Annotated in this window: 13 protein-coding genes and 1 pseudogene; 9 read left to right on the top strand and 5 right to left on the bottom strand. The window is 65.5% G+C overall.

The window, feature by feature from the left end; all coding sequences use genetic code 11:
• Positions 1–31 precede the first annotated feature (31 nt).
• Genes C7402_RS25860 through C7402_RS25845 form a run of 4 tightly spaced genes read left to right on the top strand, consistent with a single transcriptional unit; the run spans position 32 to position 5,694 of the window.
• Positions 32–1,213, top strand: coding sequence for an isovaleryl-CoA dehydrogenase (locus tag C7402_RS25860; RefSeq protein WP_112170974.1), 1,182 nt, complete (start codon positions 32–34; stop codon positions 1,211–1,213).
• A 25-nt stretch (positions 1,214–1,238) separates the two neighbouring features.
• Positions 1,239–2,846: a carboxyl transferase domain-containing protein gene (locus tag C7402_RS25855; protein WP_116612691.1), complete on the top strand. Its 1,608-nt coding sequence runs from the start codon at positions 1,239–1,241 to the stop codon at positions 2,844–2,846.
• 18 nt (positions 2,847–2,864) lie between these two features.
• Complete coding sequence (locus C7402_RS25850; protein ID WP_116612690.1) at positions 2,865–3,653, top strand: enoyl-CoA hydratase/isomerase family protein; 789 nt, start codon at positions 2,865–2,867, stop codon at positions 3,651–3,653.
• Positions 3,654–3,684: 31 nt separating this feature from the next.
• Positions 3,685–5,694 (top strand): acetyl/propionyl/methylcrotonyl-CoA carboxylase subunit alpha, encoded by a 2,010-nt coding sequence (locus tag C7402_RS25845; RefSeq protein WP_116612689.1) that lies wholly within the window; start codon positions 3,685–3,687, stop codon positions 5,692–5,694.
• Between the two features lie 152 nt (positions 5,695–5,846).
• Here C7402_RS25845 and C7402_RS25840 read toward each other — a convergent pair whose 3' ends face one another.
• Together C7402_RS25840 and C7402_RS25835 are read right to left on the bottom strand one after the other, a co-directional pair.
• Positions 5,847–6,692 carry a helix-turn-helix domain-containing protein gene (locus C7402_RS25840; protein ID WP_116612688.1) on the bottom strand — a complete coding sequence of 282 codons (846 nt, stop codon included), beginning with the start codon at positions 6,690–6,692 and terminating at the stop codon, positions 5,847–5,849.
• A 122-nt stretch (positions 6,693–6,814) separates the two neighbouring features.
• Positions 6,815–6,919 (bottom strand): annotated as a pseudogene (locus C7402_RS25835) (carboxymuconolactone decarboxylase family protein); the annotation flags it as partial.
• A gap of 327 nt (positions 6,920–7,246) precedes the next feature.
• Between C7402_RS25835 and galU the strand changes: the two are divergent.
• The 4 genes from galU (at position 7,247) to C7402_RS25815 (ending at position 10,881) form a co-directional block, all read left to right on the top strand.
• Positions 7,247–8,191, top strand: coding sequence for a UTP--glucose-1-phosphate uridylyltransferase GalU (gene galU, locus C7402_RS25830; RefSeq protein ID WP_116612687.1), 945 nt, complete (start codon positions 7,247–7,249; stop codon positions 8,189–8,191).
• A 121-nt stretch (positions 8,192–8,312) separates the two neighbouring features.
• Entirely contained in the window at positions 8,313–8,708 is a 396-nt protein-coding gene (locus tag C7402_RS25825) for a VOC family protein (RefSeq protein ID WP_116612686.1), read from the top strand.
• 101 nt (positions 8,709–8,809) lie between these two features.
• A complete protein-coding gene (locus tag C7402_RS25820) occupies positions 8,810–9,547 on the top strand; it encodes a response regulator (RefSeq protein ID WP_112170981.1) in 738 nt (245 codons plus the stop codon).
• Positions 9,544–10,881, top strand: coding sequence for an ATP-binding protein (locus C7402_RS25815; RefSeq protein WP_116612685.1), 1,338 nt, complete (start codon positions 9,544–9,546; stop codon positions 10,879–10,881). Before C7402_RS25820 ends, C7402_RS25815 begins: the two co-directional genes overlap by 4 nt.
• Positions 10,882–10,994: 113 nt before the next feature.
• Here the strand turns inward: C7402_RS25815 and C7402_RS46405 are convergent, their stop codons facing one another.
• Both C7402_RS46405 and C7402_RS25800 read right to left on the bottom strand, forming a co-directional pair.
• A complete protein-coding gene (locus C7402_RS46405) occupies positions 10,995–11,768 on the bottom strand; it encodes a hypothetical protein (RefSeq protein ID WP_133254556.1) in 774 nt (257 codons plus the stop codon).
• A 279-nt stretch (positions 11,769–12,047) separates the two neighbouring features.
• Positions 12,048–12,524 carry a carboxymuconolactone decarboxylase family protein gene (locus tag C7402_RS25800; RefSeq protein ID WP_116612683.1) on the bottom strand — a complete coding sequence of 159 codons (477 nt, stop codon included), beginning with the start codon at positions 12,522–12,524 and terminating at the stop codon, positions 12,048–12,050.
• 66 nt (positions 12,525–12,590) lie between these two features.
• Here C7402_RS25800 and C7402_RS25790 point away from each other — a divergent pair, with 66 nt between their 5' ends.
• Entirely contained in the window at positions 12,591–13,097 is a 507-nt protein-coding gene (locus C7402_RS25790; RefSeq protein ID WP_112170986.1) for a MarR family winged helix-turn-helix transcriptional regulator, read from the top strand.
• A 15-nt stretch (positions 13,098–13,112) separates the two neighbouring features.
• On the opposite strand, the gene C7402_RS25785 is transcribed toward C7402_RS25790, so the two are convergent.
• Positions 13,113–13,907: a CDP-diacylglycerol diphosphatase gene (locus C7402_RS25785; protein ID WP_116612682.1), complete on the bottom strand. Its 795-nt coding sequence runs from the start codon at positions 13,905–13,907 to the stop codon at positions 13,113–13,115.
• Between the last annotated feature and the right edge of the window lie 110 nt (positions 13,908–14,017).

Here is a 14,017-nt window from a genome sequence, read left to right as displayed (position 1 = left end):
GGCCCGTACCGACGAATCCGAGGAGACTTTCATGAGCAACGTACCCGGTTTGCAGTTCCCGCTTGGCGAAGAAGTCGAAATGCTGCGCGACAGCATTGCAGGCTTCGCGGCGAAGGAAATCGCGCCGCGCGCGGGGGAAATCGACCGCACCGACCAGTTCCCGATGGACCTCTGGCGCAAGTTCGGCGACCTGGGCGTGCTCGGCATGACCGTCTCGGAGGAGTACGGCGGCGCGAACATGGGCTACACCGCCCACATGGTCGCGATGGAGGAAATCTCGCGCGCATCGGCCTCGGTCGGCCTCTCATACGGCGCACATTCGAACCTGTGCGTGAACCAGATCCACCGCAACGGCACCGAGGCGCAAAAGCGCAAGTACCTGCCCAAGCTCGTCTCGGGCGAACATATCGGCGCGCTCGCCATGAGCGAGCCGAATGCGGGCTCGGACGTCGTGAGCATGAAACTGCGCGCGGAAAAGAAGGGCGACCGCTACGTGCTCAACGGCACGAAGATGTGGATCACCAACGGCCCGGACTGCGACACGCTGGTCGTGTACGCGAAAACCGACCCCGAAGCGGGCTCGCGCGGCATGACGGCGTTCATCGTCGAAAAGGGCATGAAGGGCTTTTCGGTTGCCCAAAAGCTCGACAAGCTCGGCATGCGCGGCTCGCATACGGGCGAACTCGTGTTCCAGGACGTGGAAGTGCCTGAGGAAAACATCCTCGGCCAACTCAACGGCGGCGTGAAGGTGCTGATGAGCGGTCTCGACTACGAGCGCGCGGTGCTCGCGGGCGGCCCCACGGGCATCATGGCCGCGGTCATGGATGCCGTCGTGCCGTACATCCACGACCGCAAGCAGTTCGGTCAGGCTATCGGCGAATTCCAGCTCATTCAGGGCAAGGTCGCCGACCTCTACACCACGTACCAGGCGTGCCGCGCGTATCTCTACGCCGTGGGCCGCCAGCTCGACACGCTCGGCAAGGACCACGTGCGCCAGGTGCGCAAGGACTGCGCGGGCGTGATTCTCTACACGGCCGAAAAGGCCACGTGGATGGCGGGCGAGGCGATCCAGATCCTGGGCGGCAACGGCTATATCAATGAGTATCCGGTGGGGCGTCTCTGGCGCGACGCGAAGCTCTACGAAATCGGCGCGGGCACGAGCGAGATTCGCCGCATGCTGATCGGCCGCGAGCTGTTCGCGGAAACGATGTAATCCTGGATGATTGAGGGAGGACAGGATGCCGGTTATCGAATCGAAGCTCAATCCGCGCTCGGAAGACTTCAAGGCCAATACGGCGGCGCTTGAGGCGGTGGTTGCGGACCTGCGTGAGAAGATCCAGAAGCTATCGCTTGGCGGCGGCGAGGCCGCGCGCGACAAGCACCTCTCGCGTGGCAAGCTGCTGCCGCGCGACCGTATCGCGCAACTGCTCGATCCGGGCACGCCGTTTCTGGAGTTCTCGCAACTCGCGGCCTACGGCATGTACAACGACGACGCGCCGGGCGCGGGCATCATCACGGGCATTGGCCGCATTGCGGGCCAGGAGTGCGTGATCGTCTGCAACGACGCCACGGTCAAGGGCGGCACGTATTATCCGGTGACCGTGAAGAAGCACGTGCGCGCTCAGGAAATCGCGCAGGAAAACAATCTGCCTTGCGTGTATCTCGTCGACTCGGGCGGCGCGAACCTGCCTAACCAGGACGAAGTCTTTCCCGACCGCGATCACTTCGGCCGCATTTTCTTCAACCAGGCGAATCTCTCCTCGCAGGGCATTCCGCAGATCGCCGTGGTGATGGGCTCGTGCACGGCCGGCGGCGCGTATGTGCCGGCCATGAGCGACGAGTCGATCATCGTGAAGAACCAGGGCACGATTTTTCTCGGTGGCCCGCCGCTCGTGAAAGCTGCGACGGGCGAGGAAGTGAGCGCTGAGGACCTGGGCGGCGGCGACGTGCACACGCGTCTGTCCGGCGTGGTCGATCATCTCGCGCAGAACGACCCGCACGCGTTGGCGATCGCCCGTTCGATCGTCGGCAATCTGAATCGCACGAAAACGCCCCCCGTGGTGCTGCGCGAGCCGCTGCCGCCGCGCTACGACGCAAAGAGCCTGTACGGCGTGATTCCCGTGGACACGCGCAAGCCCTTCGACGTGCGCGAGGTGATCGCGCGCATCGTGGACGACTCCGCCTTCGACGAATTCAAGGCGCGCTACGGCACCACGCTGGTGACCGGCTTTGCGCACATCTGGGGCCACCCGGTGGGCATCGTCGCGAACAACGGTATCTTGTTCTCCGAATCGGCGTTGAAGGGCACGCACTTTATCGAGCTGTGCTGCCAGCGCAAGATCCCGCTCGTATTCCTGCAAAACATCACGGGCTTCATGGTGGGCCGCAAGTACGAGAACGAGGGCATTGCGCGCAATGGCGCGAAGATGGTGACGGCGGTGGCCACGGCGAAGGTGCCGAAGTTTACGGTCATCATCGGCGGCTCGTTCGGCGCGGGCAATTACGGCATGTGCGGCCGCGCGTATTCGCCGCGCTTTCTCTGGATGTGGCCGAATGCGCGCATTTCGGTGATGGGCGGCGAGCAGGCCGCATCCGTGCTCGCCACTGTGCGCCGCGACGGCATCGAGGCGAAGGGCGGCACGTGGAGCGCCGACGAAGAAGAGGCGTTCAAGCAGCCGATCCGCGACCAGTACGAACTCCAGGGCCATCCGTATTACGCCAGCGCGCGCCTGTGGGACGACGGCGTGATCGATCCGGCGCAAACGCGCGACGTGCTCGGTCTCGGTCTGTCGGCGACGATGAACGCGCCGATCGAGGACACGCGCTTCGGCGTGTTCCGCATGTGATGCATTGAGGGCCAGACGATGCAATACGAAACGCTCACCGTGGAAGTCGCCGGGCATGTGGCGACCGTCACGCTCAATCGCCCCGACGTGCGCAACGCGTTCAACGAGACGATGATCGCGGAGGTAACGGCGGCCTTCACCGCGCTCGGCACGCGCGACGATGTACGCGCGATCGTGCTCGCCGGCAACGGCAAGGCTTTTTGCGCGGGCGCCGACCTGAACTGGATGCGCAAGATGGCGGGCTATTCCGACGAGGAGAATCGCGCGGACGCGCTGCGCCTCGCGCACATGCTCTCGGCCGTGTATCGCTGCCCGAAGCCCGTGGTCGCGCGCGTGCATGGCGACGCCTACGCGGGCGGCATGGGGCTCGTGTGCGCCGCCGACATCGTGGTGGCGGTGGAAACCGCGAACTTCTGCCTGTCCGAAGCGCGCCTCGGCCTCATGCCCGCCACGATCGCGCCGTATGTGATCCGCGCGCTCGGCGAACAGGCGTCGCGACGTTACTTCGTCACGGCCGAGGCATTCGACTGCGCGACGGCGCTGCGGCTCGGTCTCGTGAGCGAGGCCGTGAGCGCCGACGCGCTCGACGCCACCGTGCAGCGCATTGCCGCCACGCTGTGCGCGAACAGCCCGAACGCCGTGCGCGAATGCAAGCAGCTCGTGCAGGACGTGGCGGGCGAAACGATAGACGACACATTGATCGAAGACACCGCCGTTCGCATCGCGCGGATTCGCGCGAGCGAAGAGGGCCGCGACGGCGTGTCGTCGTTCCTTGAAAAGCGCACGCCGCGCTGGCGCGCCGAATAAGGCCGCCGCAGCGATATAGCGAGGACATCACATGTTCAACAAGATCCTGATCGCCAACCGGGGCGAAATTGCATGCCGGGTCGCGGCCACCTGCCGCCGGCTCGGCGTGAAGAGCGTGGCCGTGTATTCGGACGCCGACGCCAACGCCAAGCACGTCGCCGCCTGCGACGAAGCCGTGCATATCGGCGAGGCGGCCGCCGCGCAAAGTTATCTGCGCATCGAGCGTATCATCGAGGCTGCGCGCGCCACGGGCGCACAAGCCATTCACCCCGGCTACGGATTTCTTTCGGAGAACGAAGACTTCGCCGATGCCTGTGAAGCGGCCGGTATCGTGTTCATCGGACCGCCGGTCGACGCCATCGCGGCGATGGGTTCGAAGGCGGCAGCCAAGGCGCTGATGCACGCGGCGGCCGTGCCGCTCGTGCCGGGCTACCACGGCGACGACCAGGACGCGGCGCTGTTGCAGCGCGAAGCCGACGCGATGGGCTACCCCGTGCTGCTCAAGGCGAGCGCGGGCGGCGGCGGCAAGGGCATGCGCGTGGTCGAGCGCAGTGAAGATTTCGCGGCCGCGCTCGCCTCGTGCAAGCGCGAGGCGGCCAGCAGCTTCGGCAACGACCGCGTGCTGATCGAGAAGTACCTCACGCGGCCGCGCCACGTGGAAGTGCAGGTGTTCGCCGACAAGCACGGCGGCGCGGTCTACCTGTTCGACCGCGACTGCTCGGTGCAGCGGCGTCACCAGAAGGTGCTGGAAGAAGCGCCCGCGCCGGGGCTCGAAGACCACGTGCGCCGCGCCATGGGCGAGGCAGCAGTGGCCGCTGCGCGCGCGGTGCAATACGTGGGCGCGGGCACCGTCGAGTTCATCATGACGGGCGCGGACTTCTACTTCATGGAGATGAACACGCGCCTTCAGGTCGAACACCCGGTGACGGAAATGGTCACGGGCCTCGATCTCGTCGAGTGGCAGTTGCGCGTGGCCGCGGGTGAGCCGCTGCCCCTCGAACAGTCGCAGCTTGCCATCACGGGGCACGCGCTCGAAGCGCGCATCTACGCGGAGAATCCGGCGCGCGGCTTCCTGCCCTCCACGGGCACGCTCAAGCATCTGCGCATGCCTGAGGGTGTCGAGTTCAGCCTTGGCGACGCGGGCCGGCGCGCGGGCGTGCGCATCGACAGCGGCGTGCGCGAGGGCGACACCATCACGCCGTTCTACGATCCCATGATCGCGAAGCTGATCGTGCACGGCGCGACGCGCGAAGAAGCGCTCGCGCGCATGGAGCGCGCGCTCGAAGGATGCGAGGTGGTGGGGCCGCATACGAACGTCGAGTTCCTGCACCGGCTCGTGACCTGCGAGCCGTTTGCGAGCGCCGATCTCGATACGGGCCTGATCGAGCGACATCACGACGCGCTGTTCGCGCCGAAGCACAAGCCGGTGCGCGAAGCCCTGGCGCTGGCTTGCGCGGCGTTGCTCGGCCGCGAAGGCGGCAAGGGCACAGGTGCGTCGCCGTGGCAGTCGCTTGCGCACTGGCGGTTGAACAGCGGCTTCGCGCAGTCGCTCGCGTGGCGCGACGTGGAAAGCGACACCGCGTTCGCGGTCGCGCACACGCACGACGGCGGCAACGAGACGCTGGGCTGCGCCGGACGCACGGAGCGCTACTCGTGGTGGCGCGGCCAGGGTGCGGACGCGTACGGCGCGACCATTGGCGACACGCGGGTGACCGGCCGGGTGTTCATCGACGGCGACGTGTTCCATGTGTTTTGCCTTGGCAGCACGCTGGCATTCGAATGGCAGAACCTGCTCGCACACGCCGCCGACGTGGAACATGGCGAAGGCCGTCTGACTGCGCCCATGCCCGGCAAGGTGATCGCCGTGCTGGTGGAGCCGGGTGCGGTGGTGGAGAAGGGCGCGCCGCTCATCGTCATGGAGGCGATGAAGATGGAGCACACCATCGGCGCGCCGACGGCCGGCAAGGTCACCGAAGTGCTGTACGGCGTGGGCGACCAGGTGGCGGACGGCGCACAGTTGCTGGTGCTCGAAGCGGCTTGATCCGCCGGGCGCGCTTGTATCGCTTCGATTGCTTGAATCGCTTGTATCGCGCGGCCCAATGAGTTCTCACCGGCCTCCCTGTGGCCGGCGAACGATGTGAGAGTCGTACCCTGTGGCGCTCCGTTTCGGCGGAGCGCTTTTTTTTTCGCGGCTCAGCGCGCCTTTGCGTGCGCGGCCATCAAAGCCTGGTGGCGCGCTTCGGTCGCGTCGTCGGCGGGAAACATGCTTTCGAGGCGCAACTCCTGCGCGGCGACATGTTGCGGCGTGCCGATGCTCGTCACCATTGAAAAATAGCGAAGCACCTGGCCTTCGTGAACGAAGCCAAGCGGGATGACGGGCATCGTTGGCGTAGCGCCCGGCCCGTGGTGGACTCTCCAGTCGCGCGGTACGCCGGGGTAGGCAAGCAGTTCGTCGAGCAGCGAGCGGGTGCCGTCGTCGATCACGCCGCCGACCGATTCGCGATACACGCGTTGCAGCAGGCTGCGCGCCACGCTTTCCCAGTCGGCGAGGAAAGGGCGCATGCCCTGCGGATCGAACATGAGGTGCAGCATGTTGCGCTTCCCCTCGCGCGCGGCCATGTCGACGAAGTGGCCGAACAAGCGCGGCGCCGCATCGTTGGTCATCAGCACGTTCCAGTGGCGGTCCATCACGATCGCGGGAAACGGTTCGTGCTGGCGGATCACGCGTTCGAGCCCGCGCACGACGCTGTGCATTTCCTGCGCGTTCCACGGCACTTCCGAATACACAGGCGCGTAGCCCGCGGCGAGCAATAGCGCGTTGCGCTCGCGCAGCGGCACGTCGAGCGCCTGGGCGAGCGTGAGCAGCGTATCGCGGCCCGGCACGCTGCGCCCGCTTTCGATGAAGCTGATCTGCCGCTGCGAAATCCCGGCTTCGAGCGACAGGTCGAGCTGACTCACGCCACGCACGTCGCGCCAGTAGCGCAACAAGCTGCCAAGCTCGCCTGGCGGCACCTTTGGGTCGGGACGGGTGGCGTTCATCGGTTTTTCCTCGTTGAGGCGCGTGACGATAGCGGATTCAGGCCGCGCGTGCGCGCCAGGCGAATGTCTCGAACTGGGCTTCGAGCGCCGGATGCGTCACGCTGCCGGTGTAGTTCGTGATTGGCCGCGATGTTCGGAATCATGCCGAACGTCTGTTGCAGTTGCCGGAGCACGGGTTGCGACTGGGCCGGTGCGGATTCGATGGTGTGAGCGGGATAGGCGGACATGCTGACTCCTGGGCGTTGAACGCCGCCCGCTTGGCGACGCGACAGGCCAAGCGTAGGCGCGAGCGCGCGGGCCGGCAATTACATGCCATGTAATCACGGCGCGGCGTCGAATCGCGCACGCGACGAAGAAACAGTGCCATCATGTAGCCAGGCGATTTGGCAGACGTTTAGGCGAAACCTGCAACCCTGCCGACGGTCTGAATTCCCACGTACCACATGGGGACGATGCGGGGTACGAACACAAATCCCAATGCCAATTCCCATGCCCATGCCGATCCCGATCGCTCCCTGATCGCACCGCTCCTCTACCCGACAGGTGAGGTCATCATGCTTGGTGTTCGTAAAGCTGTGTTCCCGGTGGCGGGAATCGATACGAATTTTCTGCCGGCAACCAAGGCTAGCCCTAAGGAAATGCTGCCGGTCATCGACAAGCCGCTCATTCAATATGCTGTTGAAGAAGCCATAGCCGCGGGCATTACCGAACTGATCTTCGTCACGGGCCGAGGCAAGCGCGTGATCGAAGATCATTTCGACAAGTCCTACGAGGTCGAGCACGTGCTCAAGGCAAGAGGCAAGCAAAGTCTTGTCGAGCTCGTGCAGGGCATCAAGCCGCCCGAAGTCGAGTGCGTCTATGTGCGGCAGGCCGAGCCGCTCGGGCTTGGCCATGCCGTGCTGTGCGCGGAGAAACTGATTGGCGACGAGCCGTTTGCCGTGGTGCTCGCCGACGATCTGCTCGACGGGCAGCCGCCGGTTCTCGCGCAAATGGTGCATATCTTCAGCCACTACGATTCGTCGGTTCTGGCTGTTGAGGAATTCGAATCATATGACGCGTTGAGCCACGGCGTGATCGACGGACGGCGCTGGGACGAGAGAGTCATCAGCGTGAGCCGCATCATCGAAAAGCCGTCGCCCGAGCTCGCTCCCTCCAGTTTCGGCGTGGCGGGGCGCTACGTGCTCATGCCGAGCATCTTCCATTATTTGCGCGAGCTGAAGCCCGACGCGAATGGCGAGATTCAACTGACGCCTGCGATTCATTGCATGCGCAAGGAGGAGCAGGTGCTGGCCTATGAGTTCGTGGGCAAGCGCTACGACTGCGGCACCAAGCTCGGTTATGTGCAGGCGACGGTGGACTTCGCGCTGCGCCATGCCGAACTGCGCGACACGTTCGACGCGTGGCTGCGCGAACGCGTGGCGGGCGCGCAACTGGGCATCTGGGCGTGCGGTGCGTTGCTCGACCAACCGGAGCAAGCGACGCGCGGGCTCGCGCATTAGCGCGCGTGGTTGAGGTGAACGATTGAGGTGAACGGGTCGAAGCGTCGTTGAAACCGCGCAGCGCATTCGCACCAGGATACAGTACGGCGACGACTCGACCTCTGCACAGGAGACTATCGCGATGCCCGCAACCGTACTGCCGTTCCTGATGTTCCAGGGCGACGGCGCCGAAGCGCTGGAGTTCTATCTTTCCGTTTTCCCAGGCGCCGCGATCGAGCAGATCGAGCGCTACGGCGAAGGCGGCAACGCGCCGGCAGGGTCCATCAAGCTCGCGCGCTTTCGCATCGGCGAGCAAACGGTAATGTGCACCGACAGTCCAGTGAAACACGCCTTCACGTTCACGCCATCGTTCTCGTTTTTCGTAGAATGCGACTCGCAGGACGACGTCGGACGGCTCGGCGAGATCCTGAAGCAGGGCGGAGCGGAATTGATGCCGGTCGGCAATTACGGCTTTAGCACGCTGTTCACGTGGGTGAGCGACCGCTTCGGCGTGTCGTGGCAACTCAACTACGCATAGACGGCCCCCTTGATTCTCCCCTTTTTATCGTGGCGGCGCAGGAAAGGAATGGTAAGAATAGGCGCAAGATTCCGGGTGCCGCGCTGCTTTAAAATTCCGGCATGAATCCCAGCGTCCTCATCGTCGACGACGATCCCGTCGTGCGCGACCTGCTGAGCCGCTTCCTGCGCTCGCACAATTTCGATACGGCCGTGCTGCACGACGGCGTCCACCTCCAGCGCCGCCTGGAGCGTGAACGACCGTCCATCGTGGTGCTCGACATCATGATGCCGGAGACCGACGGTCTCGAAGCCATCGCCGCCTTGCGCGCGGCGGGCGACGACATTCCCGTGATTTTCGTCACCGCGCGCGGTTCGGTGAGCGACCGCATTCGCGGGCTTTCGCTGGGTGCGGACGATTATCTGCCCAAGCCCTTCGACCCGCACGAGTTGCTCGTGCGCATCCAGAACATCCTGCGGCGGCGCGGGCCCTCGACGGCGAGCGCGCCCGAGGCGCGCCGGCGCTACCGGTTCGGCGAATTCGAACTCGACTTCACGATGCGCACGCTGTCGTGCGGCGATACGAATATCGCCCTGCGGGAAAGCGAATTCGCGTTGCTGAAGGTGTTCGCCACGCATCCCTACAAGGTGCTTTCACGCACGCTGATTCACGACCTCGTCCATCGCGACGAGCGGGCCTTCCACGAGCGCAGCCTCGACGTGCCGATCTGGCGGCTGCGCCGCGTGATCGAAGCCGACCCGTCGAACCCGCTGCACATCCAGACGGTGCGCGGCAAGGGCTATGTGTTCGTGCCGGACCCGGCCACCTACACGGAGGCGCACGGCGCGCCAGTGCAGTGAGGAGTCCGCTGAATACGCTGTTCGGGCGCATGGCGCTGCTCTCGGCGGCCGTCTTGATGGCCGTGCAACTGGGCTGGTTCGTGCTGCTCGCGCGGCAGCCCCCGCACCATGAAGTGGATGGCTTCGCGCGCGGCATCCTGCTCGCGCTGCGCGCGGCCAGCGAGGACCACACGGACCCGGCGGACAGCGTGGGCCTGCCCCCCGCCGTGCATCTCGGCAAGTCGCTCGACCCGCCCAGGGACGGCGACCTGAGCGAAGTGCTGCGCGTGCGCCGCGTGCCCGCGTGGAACCTGCCCAAGGACGTGCATCTGCACGAGCCCACGCGCCGGCCGCTCGTCGAATTGACGCACCATCTACGTGAACACTTGCCACCCGGCACGCAGATCGCCGTCGACGACGCGCGACCGCCGCAGCTCTGGGTGCGCTTTCCGGGCAGTGCCTCGTGGGTCGTCGTGCCCGTCGACATTCCGCCGCCGCCGCGTTTCGTCATCGAGGCGATCTCGATGCTCGTCGCGGCGCTCACGCTCTCGTTTCTCGCGGCATGGCAGATCCAGAAGCCGCTCGCGAGCCTTGCGCAGGCGGCGCGGCGCTTCGGCACCGGCGAGCGCATCGCGCCGCTCGTGGGCGAAGGCCCGCGCGAGTTGCGCGAGGTGAGCGCGTCGTTCAACGACATGATGCGCTGCGTGAACGAGGCCGAGGACGATCGCGTGGTCATGCTGAGCGGCATCGCGCACGATTTGCGCACACCGCTCACGCGGCTGAAGCTGCGCGCGAGCCTCATGGACGACGAGACTGAACGCAAAGGCATGTTGCGCGACGTCGATTCGCTCGCGCATATCGTCCAGCAGTTTCTGGAATTCGCGCAGCAGGCGCCCGACGCGGACCGCCTGATCGAAGTCGATGCTTTCTTGCAGCGCCAGTTCGGCAATCCCGACGAGATCGAAGACGGCGGCGGCCCGCTGTTCGTGCTCGATCTGCGCGCGGGTTCGCCATTCAGGCTGCCGCAGGTGGCGCTGGACCGGCTCGTGACGAACCTGGTCGAAAACGCGCTCGAATATGGCGCGCCGCCGGTCGAGATCGCGACCGCCATCGAAGATGGCGCGTGTGTGATCCGCGTGCGCGATCATGGCGCGGGCATCGAGGCGGACCGCATCGCCGCCGCCATGCGGCCGTTCGTGCGACTGAGCGCGGCGCGCGGCGGCGAAGGCCATTGCGGGCTTGGCCTTGCCATCGTCGCCCGGCTTGCGCGCGACAACGGCGGCGTCTGTCATGTCGAGAATCATCCTGAAGGCGGCCTGATCGTGCGCCTGACCTTTCCTGCCACGCACGCCTGACACGCGCTGACGCAAAAAAAGCGCGCCTGGCCTTTGCAGGCCGGCGCGCAAATTGGCCAGGAAGCCAACGGGCCAACGCTTAGAGAAACGTGCGCTTGCAGACCTGATCGTGTTCAGGCCGTCGTGCTCACGAACAGGCCGCTCGCGGCGCCGTGTCCTTGCTGTTGCAGGTTGCTCGCGAGCGTCGTGAGGAACTGCTGTAGTTCGGTGTTCGTGTCGCTCGTCGAACTGCTCGACGAGCCGCCCATGGCCGTCAACAGATTCTGGAAGTCCGAGGTCAGCTCGCTGTCCGTGCTGCTGCCGCTGGACGTGCTGCTCGTCGTGCTTGAATCGGACGACGTGCTGCTCGAAGACGACGTGAGCGACTGCGCGAGGTTCGAGATCGCCGATGCCAGATCGTTGCCGTAACCGCCCGCCGAAGGCGGCATGGGCGGCGGAGGCGGCGGCATCATCGCTGCTGTGTTGTCCGTGCTGCTTGCGTCGGTCGTGTCGCTCGAATCGCTCGATGATGAGGATGACGAAGTGCTGGCGGTGCTTGCCGTCGTGGCCGAGGTGGCGGACGTGGACGTGGCCGCCGACACCGTGCCGCTATCGCTGCTGTCGGTCGTGCCCGTTGCCGCGAAACCGCTTTGCTGCGCGGCCGCCTGGAACAGCGCACCGAGGAATTGCTGAAGCGCGGCGGCCAGCGTATCGCTCGACGTGGATGACGTGCTCGACGTCGAATCGCTGCTGCTCGCTGTCGAGTCCGTGCCGGTGGTGCTCGTTGCGGTGCTCGTGCTGCTGTCCGTGCTCAGGCCGAGCGACGAGAGCGCCGAGGCAATAGCGGCGGCCAGCGGGTTGACGCTGTCCTGGTTCGATGAGGAATCCGACGCCAGCGGCGTGGACATCAGGTTGCTGCCCGAATTCTGGCTGTTCGCCTGGTAAGCCGCCCAGGTGGAATAAAGTGAATTCGAATTGGATAACGCGCTTATCGACATGTAAAAACCCCCCGGTGAATGTGCGATATGGTCGATTTCCGACCGAGGCGGCTGGTCGGACCCCTCAGTCGGCGCAATCCTATGCCGTCTCCCGCACCGGGTGGTGGCTTTGTAATTGGCGGAAAGGGTTCAGGCAAGAATCGGAGAGAAAATGGTCCGAATCCTTTCCATTGCTTTTCTTTCCTTTCCTCAACTTGCCTCGTCGCGCACCGGTGGCGCGAAACGCAGTGCCACCGCAATACGGTTCCACGCATTGATGTTCGCCACGGCGGCGGTAAGGAACGCCATCTGTTCGCCGGGGAATTGCTGCGCCACCTGTTGATAGAGGGCATCGCTCACGCCTTCGTGGAGCTTCGCACTCAGCGCTTCCGTATAAGCCAGCGCCGCGCGTTCGCGCTCGCTGAAAAACGCCGGCGCCTCGTGCCACGCGGCCACGAGATCGAGCTTCGTGCGCGGCACGGCCTTGTCGCGTGCGATGTTGAGGTGATACTGGATGCAGAACGCACAGCCGTTGATTTGCGACGCGCGAATTTTCAGCAGTTCGGTAAGCGGCTTTTCGAGCCCGGAGGCGTCGACGGCCCGGCTCATGGCGGAGAGCGCGGCGACGACGGGCGCTGCGTCGCGCACGAACGTTTCATAGGCAATGCGGGGGGAAATGCTGGACATGGCTGGACCTCGCGAGGTTTGGGCGGTAATATCAGAGCACGAACATCATATTCGAACTCTGACAATATGCGCAAGACGGCGAAGCAAGACACGACCGGCAGTGGGGATGATCGCGCGCCGGTCATCCCTGACGTTGGCGAAGGCAAGCGCGGCGAGGCCGGTTACTTCGGCTATCTGCTGCGTCAGGCGGGCGCGGCGCACCGCCTGCGCATGGAGCGCGCGCTTGCCGACCTCGGCATCACGCCGCCGCAATTCGTGGTGCTGACCCTGCTGGCGGCATACCCCGGCATCTCGGGCGCTGATCTCGCGCGGCTCGCGGCGCTCACGCCGCAAACCGTGAGCGTGATCGTCGCGAATCTCGAACGCGGCGGCGCGATCGAGCGGCGGCCGCACGCGGTGCACGGACGCATTCAGCAGATCGACGTCACGCAGGAGGGCCAGGCGCTCCTCAAGCAGTGCCGCGCGCGCGTGAAGAAGCTCGAAGCGCGTATGGCCGAAGGCTTCACGCCTGAAGAGGAGCAGGTGATACGCCGCTGGCTCGTGAGCGTGGCGCGCGAGGGCGGCGAGGCTTGAGTCTCGCGTGGGTCCTTACTGCGATGCACTTGTTGCTTTCGCGAGGCTGCACGAATGGTCGAGCAGGCCTTCCGCCGTGCCCGTGCCGCCTTCCACGTCGAGGCCGCTGTTGACGATGAGCCAGCCGTCGCGTTGCGCGTCGGGGCCTGCGCCCGTCACGAGTATCGTCTGCACGGCCATGCTCTGCTTCGGGTCCAGATCGCGCTGCACCACGCGAAACGGATTGTTGCGCTCGGAGAGGCTCGTCACGCGCGTCACGCGGTAGCGTGAGCCGTCGAGCGTGGTCCAGCGCCAGGTGCCCGGCGCGATCGTGCTGTACGGCGCGAGCGCCTGGGTGATATCGGTGCGCATGCAATCGACGTGAATGTGCAGCTGATTCTGCGTGCGTCGCTGCGAGGAGTTGATTTCGAGGCCGAGCTGGTTGCCCGCGAGCGGCATGCCGAGCTTCGCCTCCACATGGCGTCCTGCCGCCCACGCGCCGACCCAGTATTCGGGCGCGCCGCCGTAGAGAATATCGGGGCTCTCGATGCCCTCCACGCGGTCGGTCGGAATCACGAGATATTGCGCGCGGCCCGCAATGTCCTTGAGCACGGCATAGCGCTTCTGGAAGTCGACGGTGGTGCAGGGGCCGGGCTGGCCCTTGTCGCGCATGTTGGGCACGCACTGACCGCCCACGACTTTCCACAGGCCGCCGGAGTCGACTGCGGAGAGGCGCACGCAGGCGCCGGTGGTGGCGAGCGCAACGAGCGCCGCGGCGGCTACGGTGAGCCGGGACAACCGCATGAGAGGAGAAAGACGCAAGGTGTGCATCGGTGCGAGGGGTTCGGGTTCGTTCGTGTGTGCTGTCGGGTGCGCCGGGGCACGGCGCTCGCCGCAGTGTAGCGCAAGGCGCGTGACAGTCTCTTGCGCCCGATGCCCGC

It is taken from the genome of Paraburkholderia unamae, assembly GCF_003096875.1.
Lineage (GTDB): Bacteria > Pseudomonadota > Gammaproteobacteria > Burkholderiales > Burkholderiaceae > Paraburkholderia > Paraburkholderia unamae.
The sequence above is the reverse complement of the archived record's forward strand: the minus strand, read 5'-3'. Positions and strand labels throughout refer to the sequence as shown.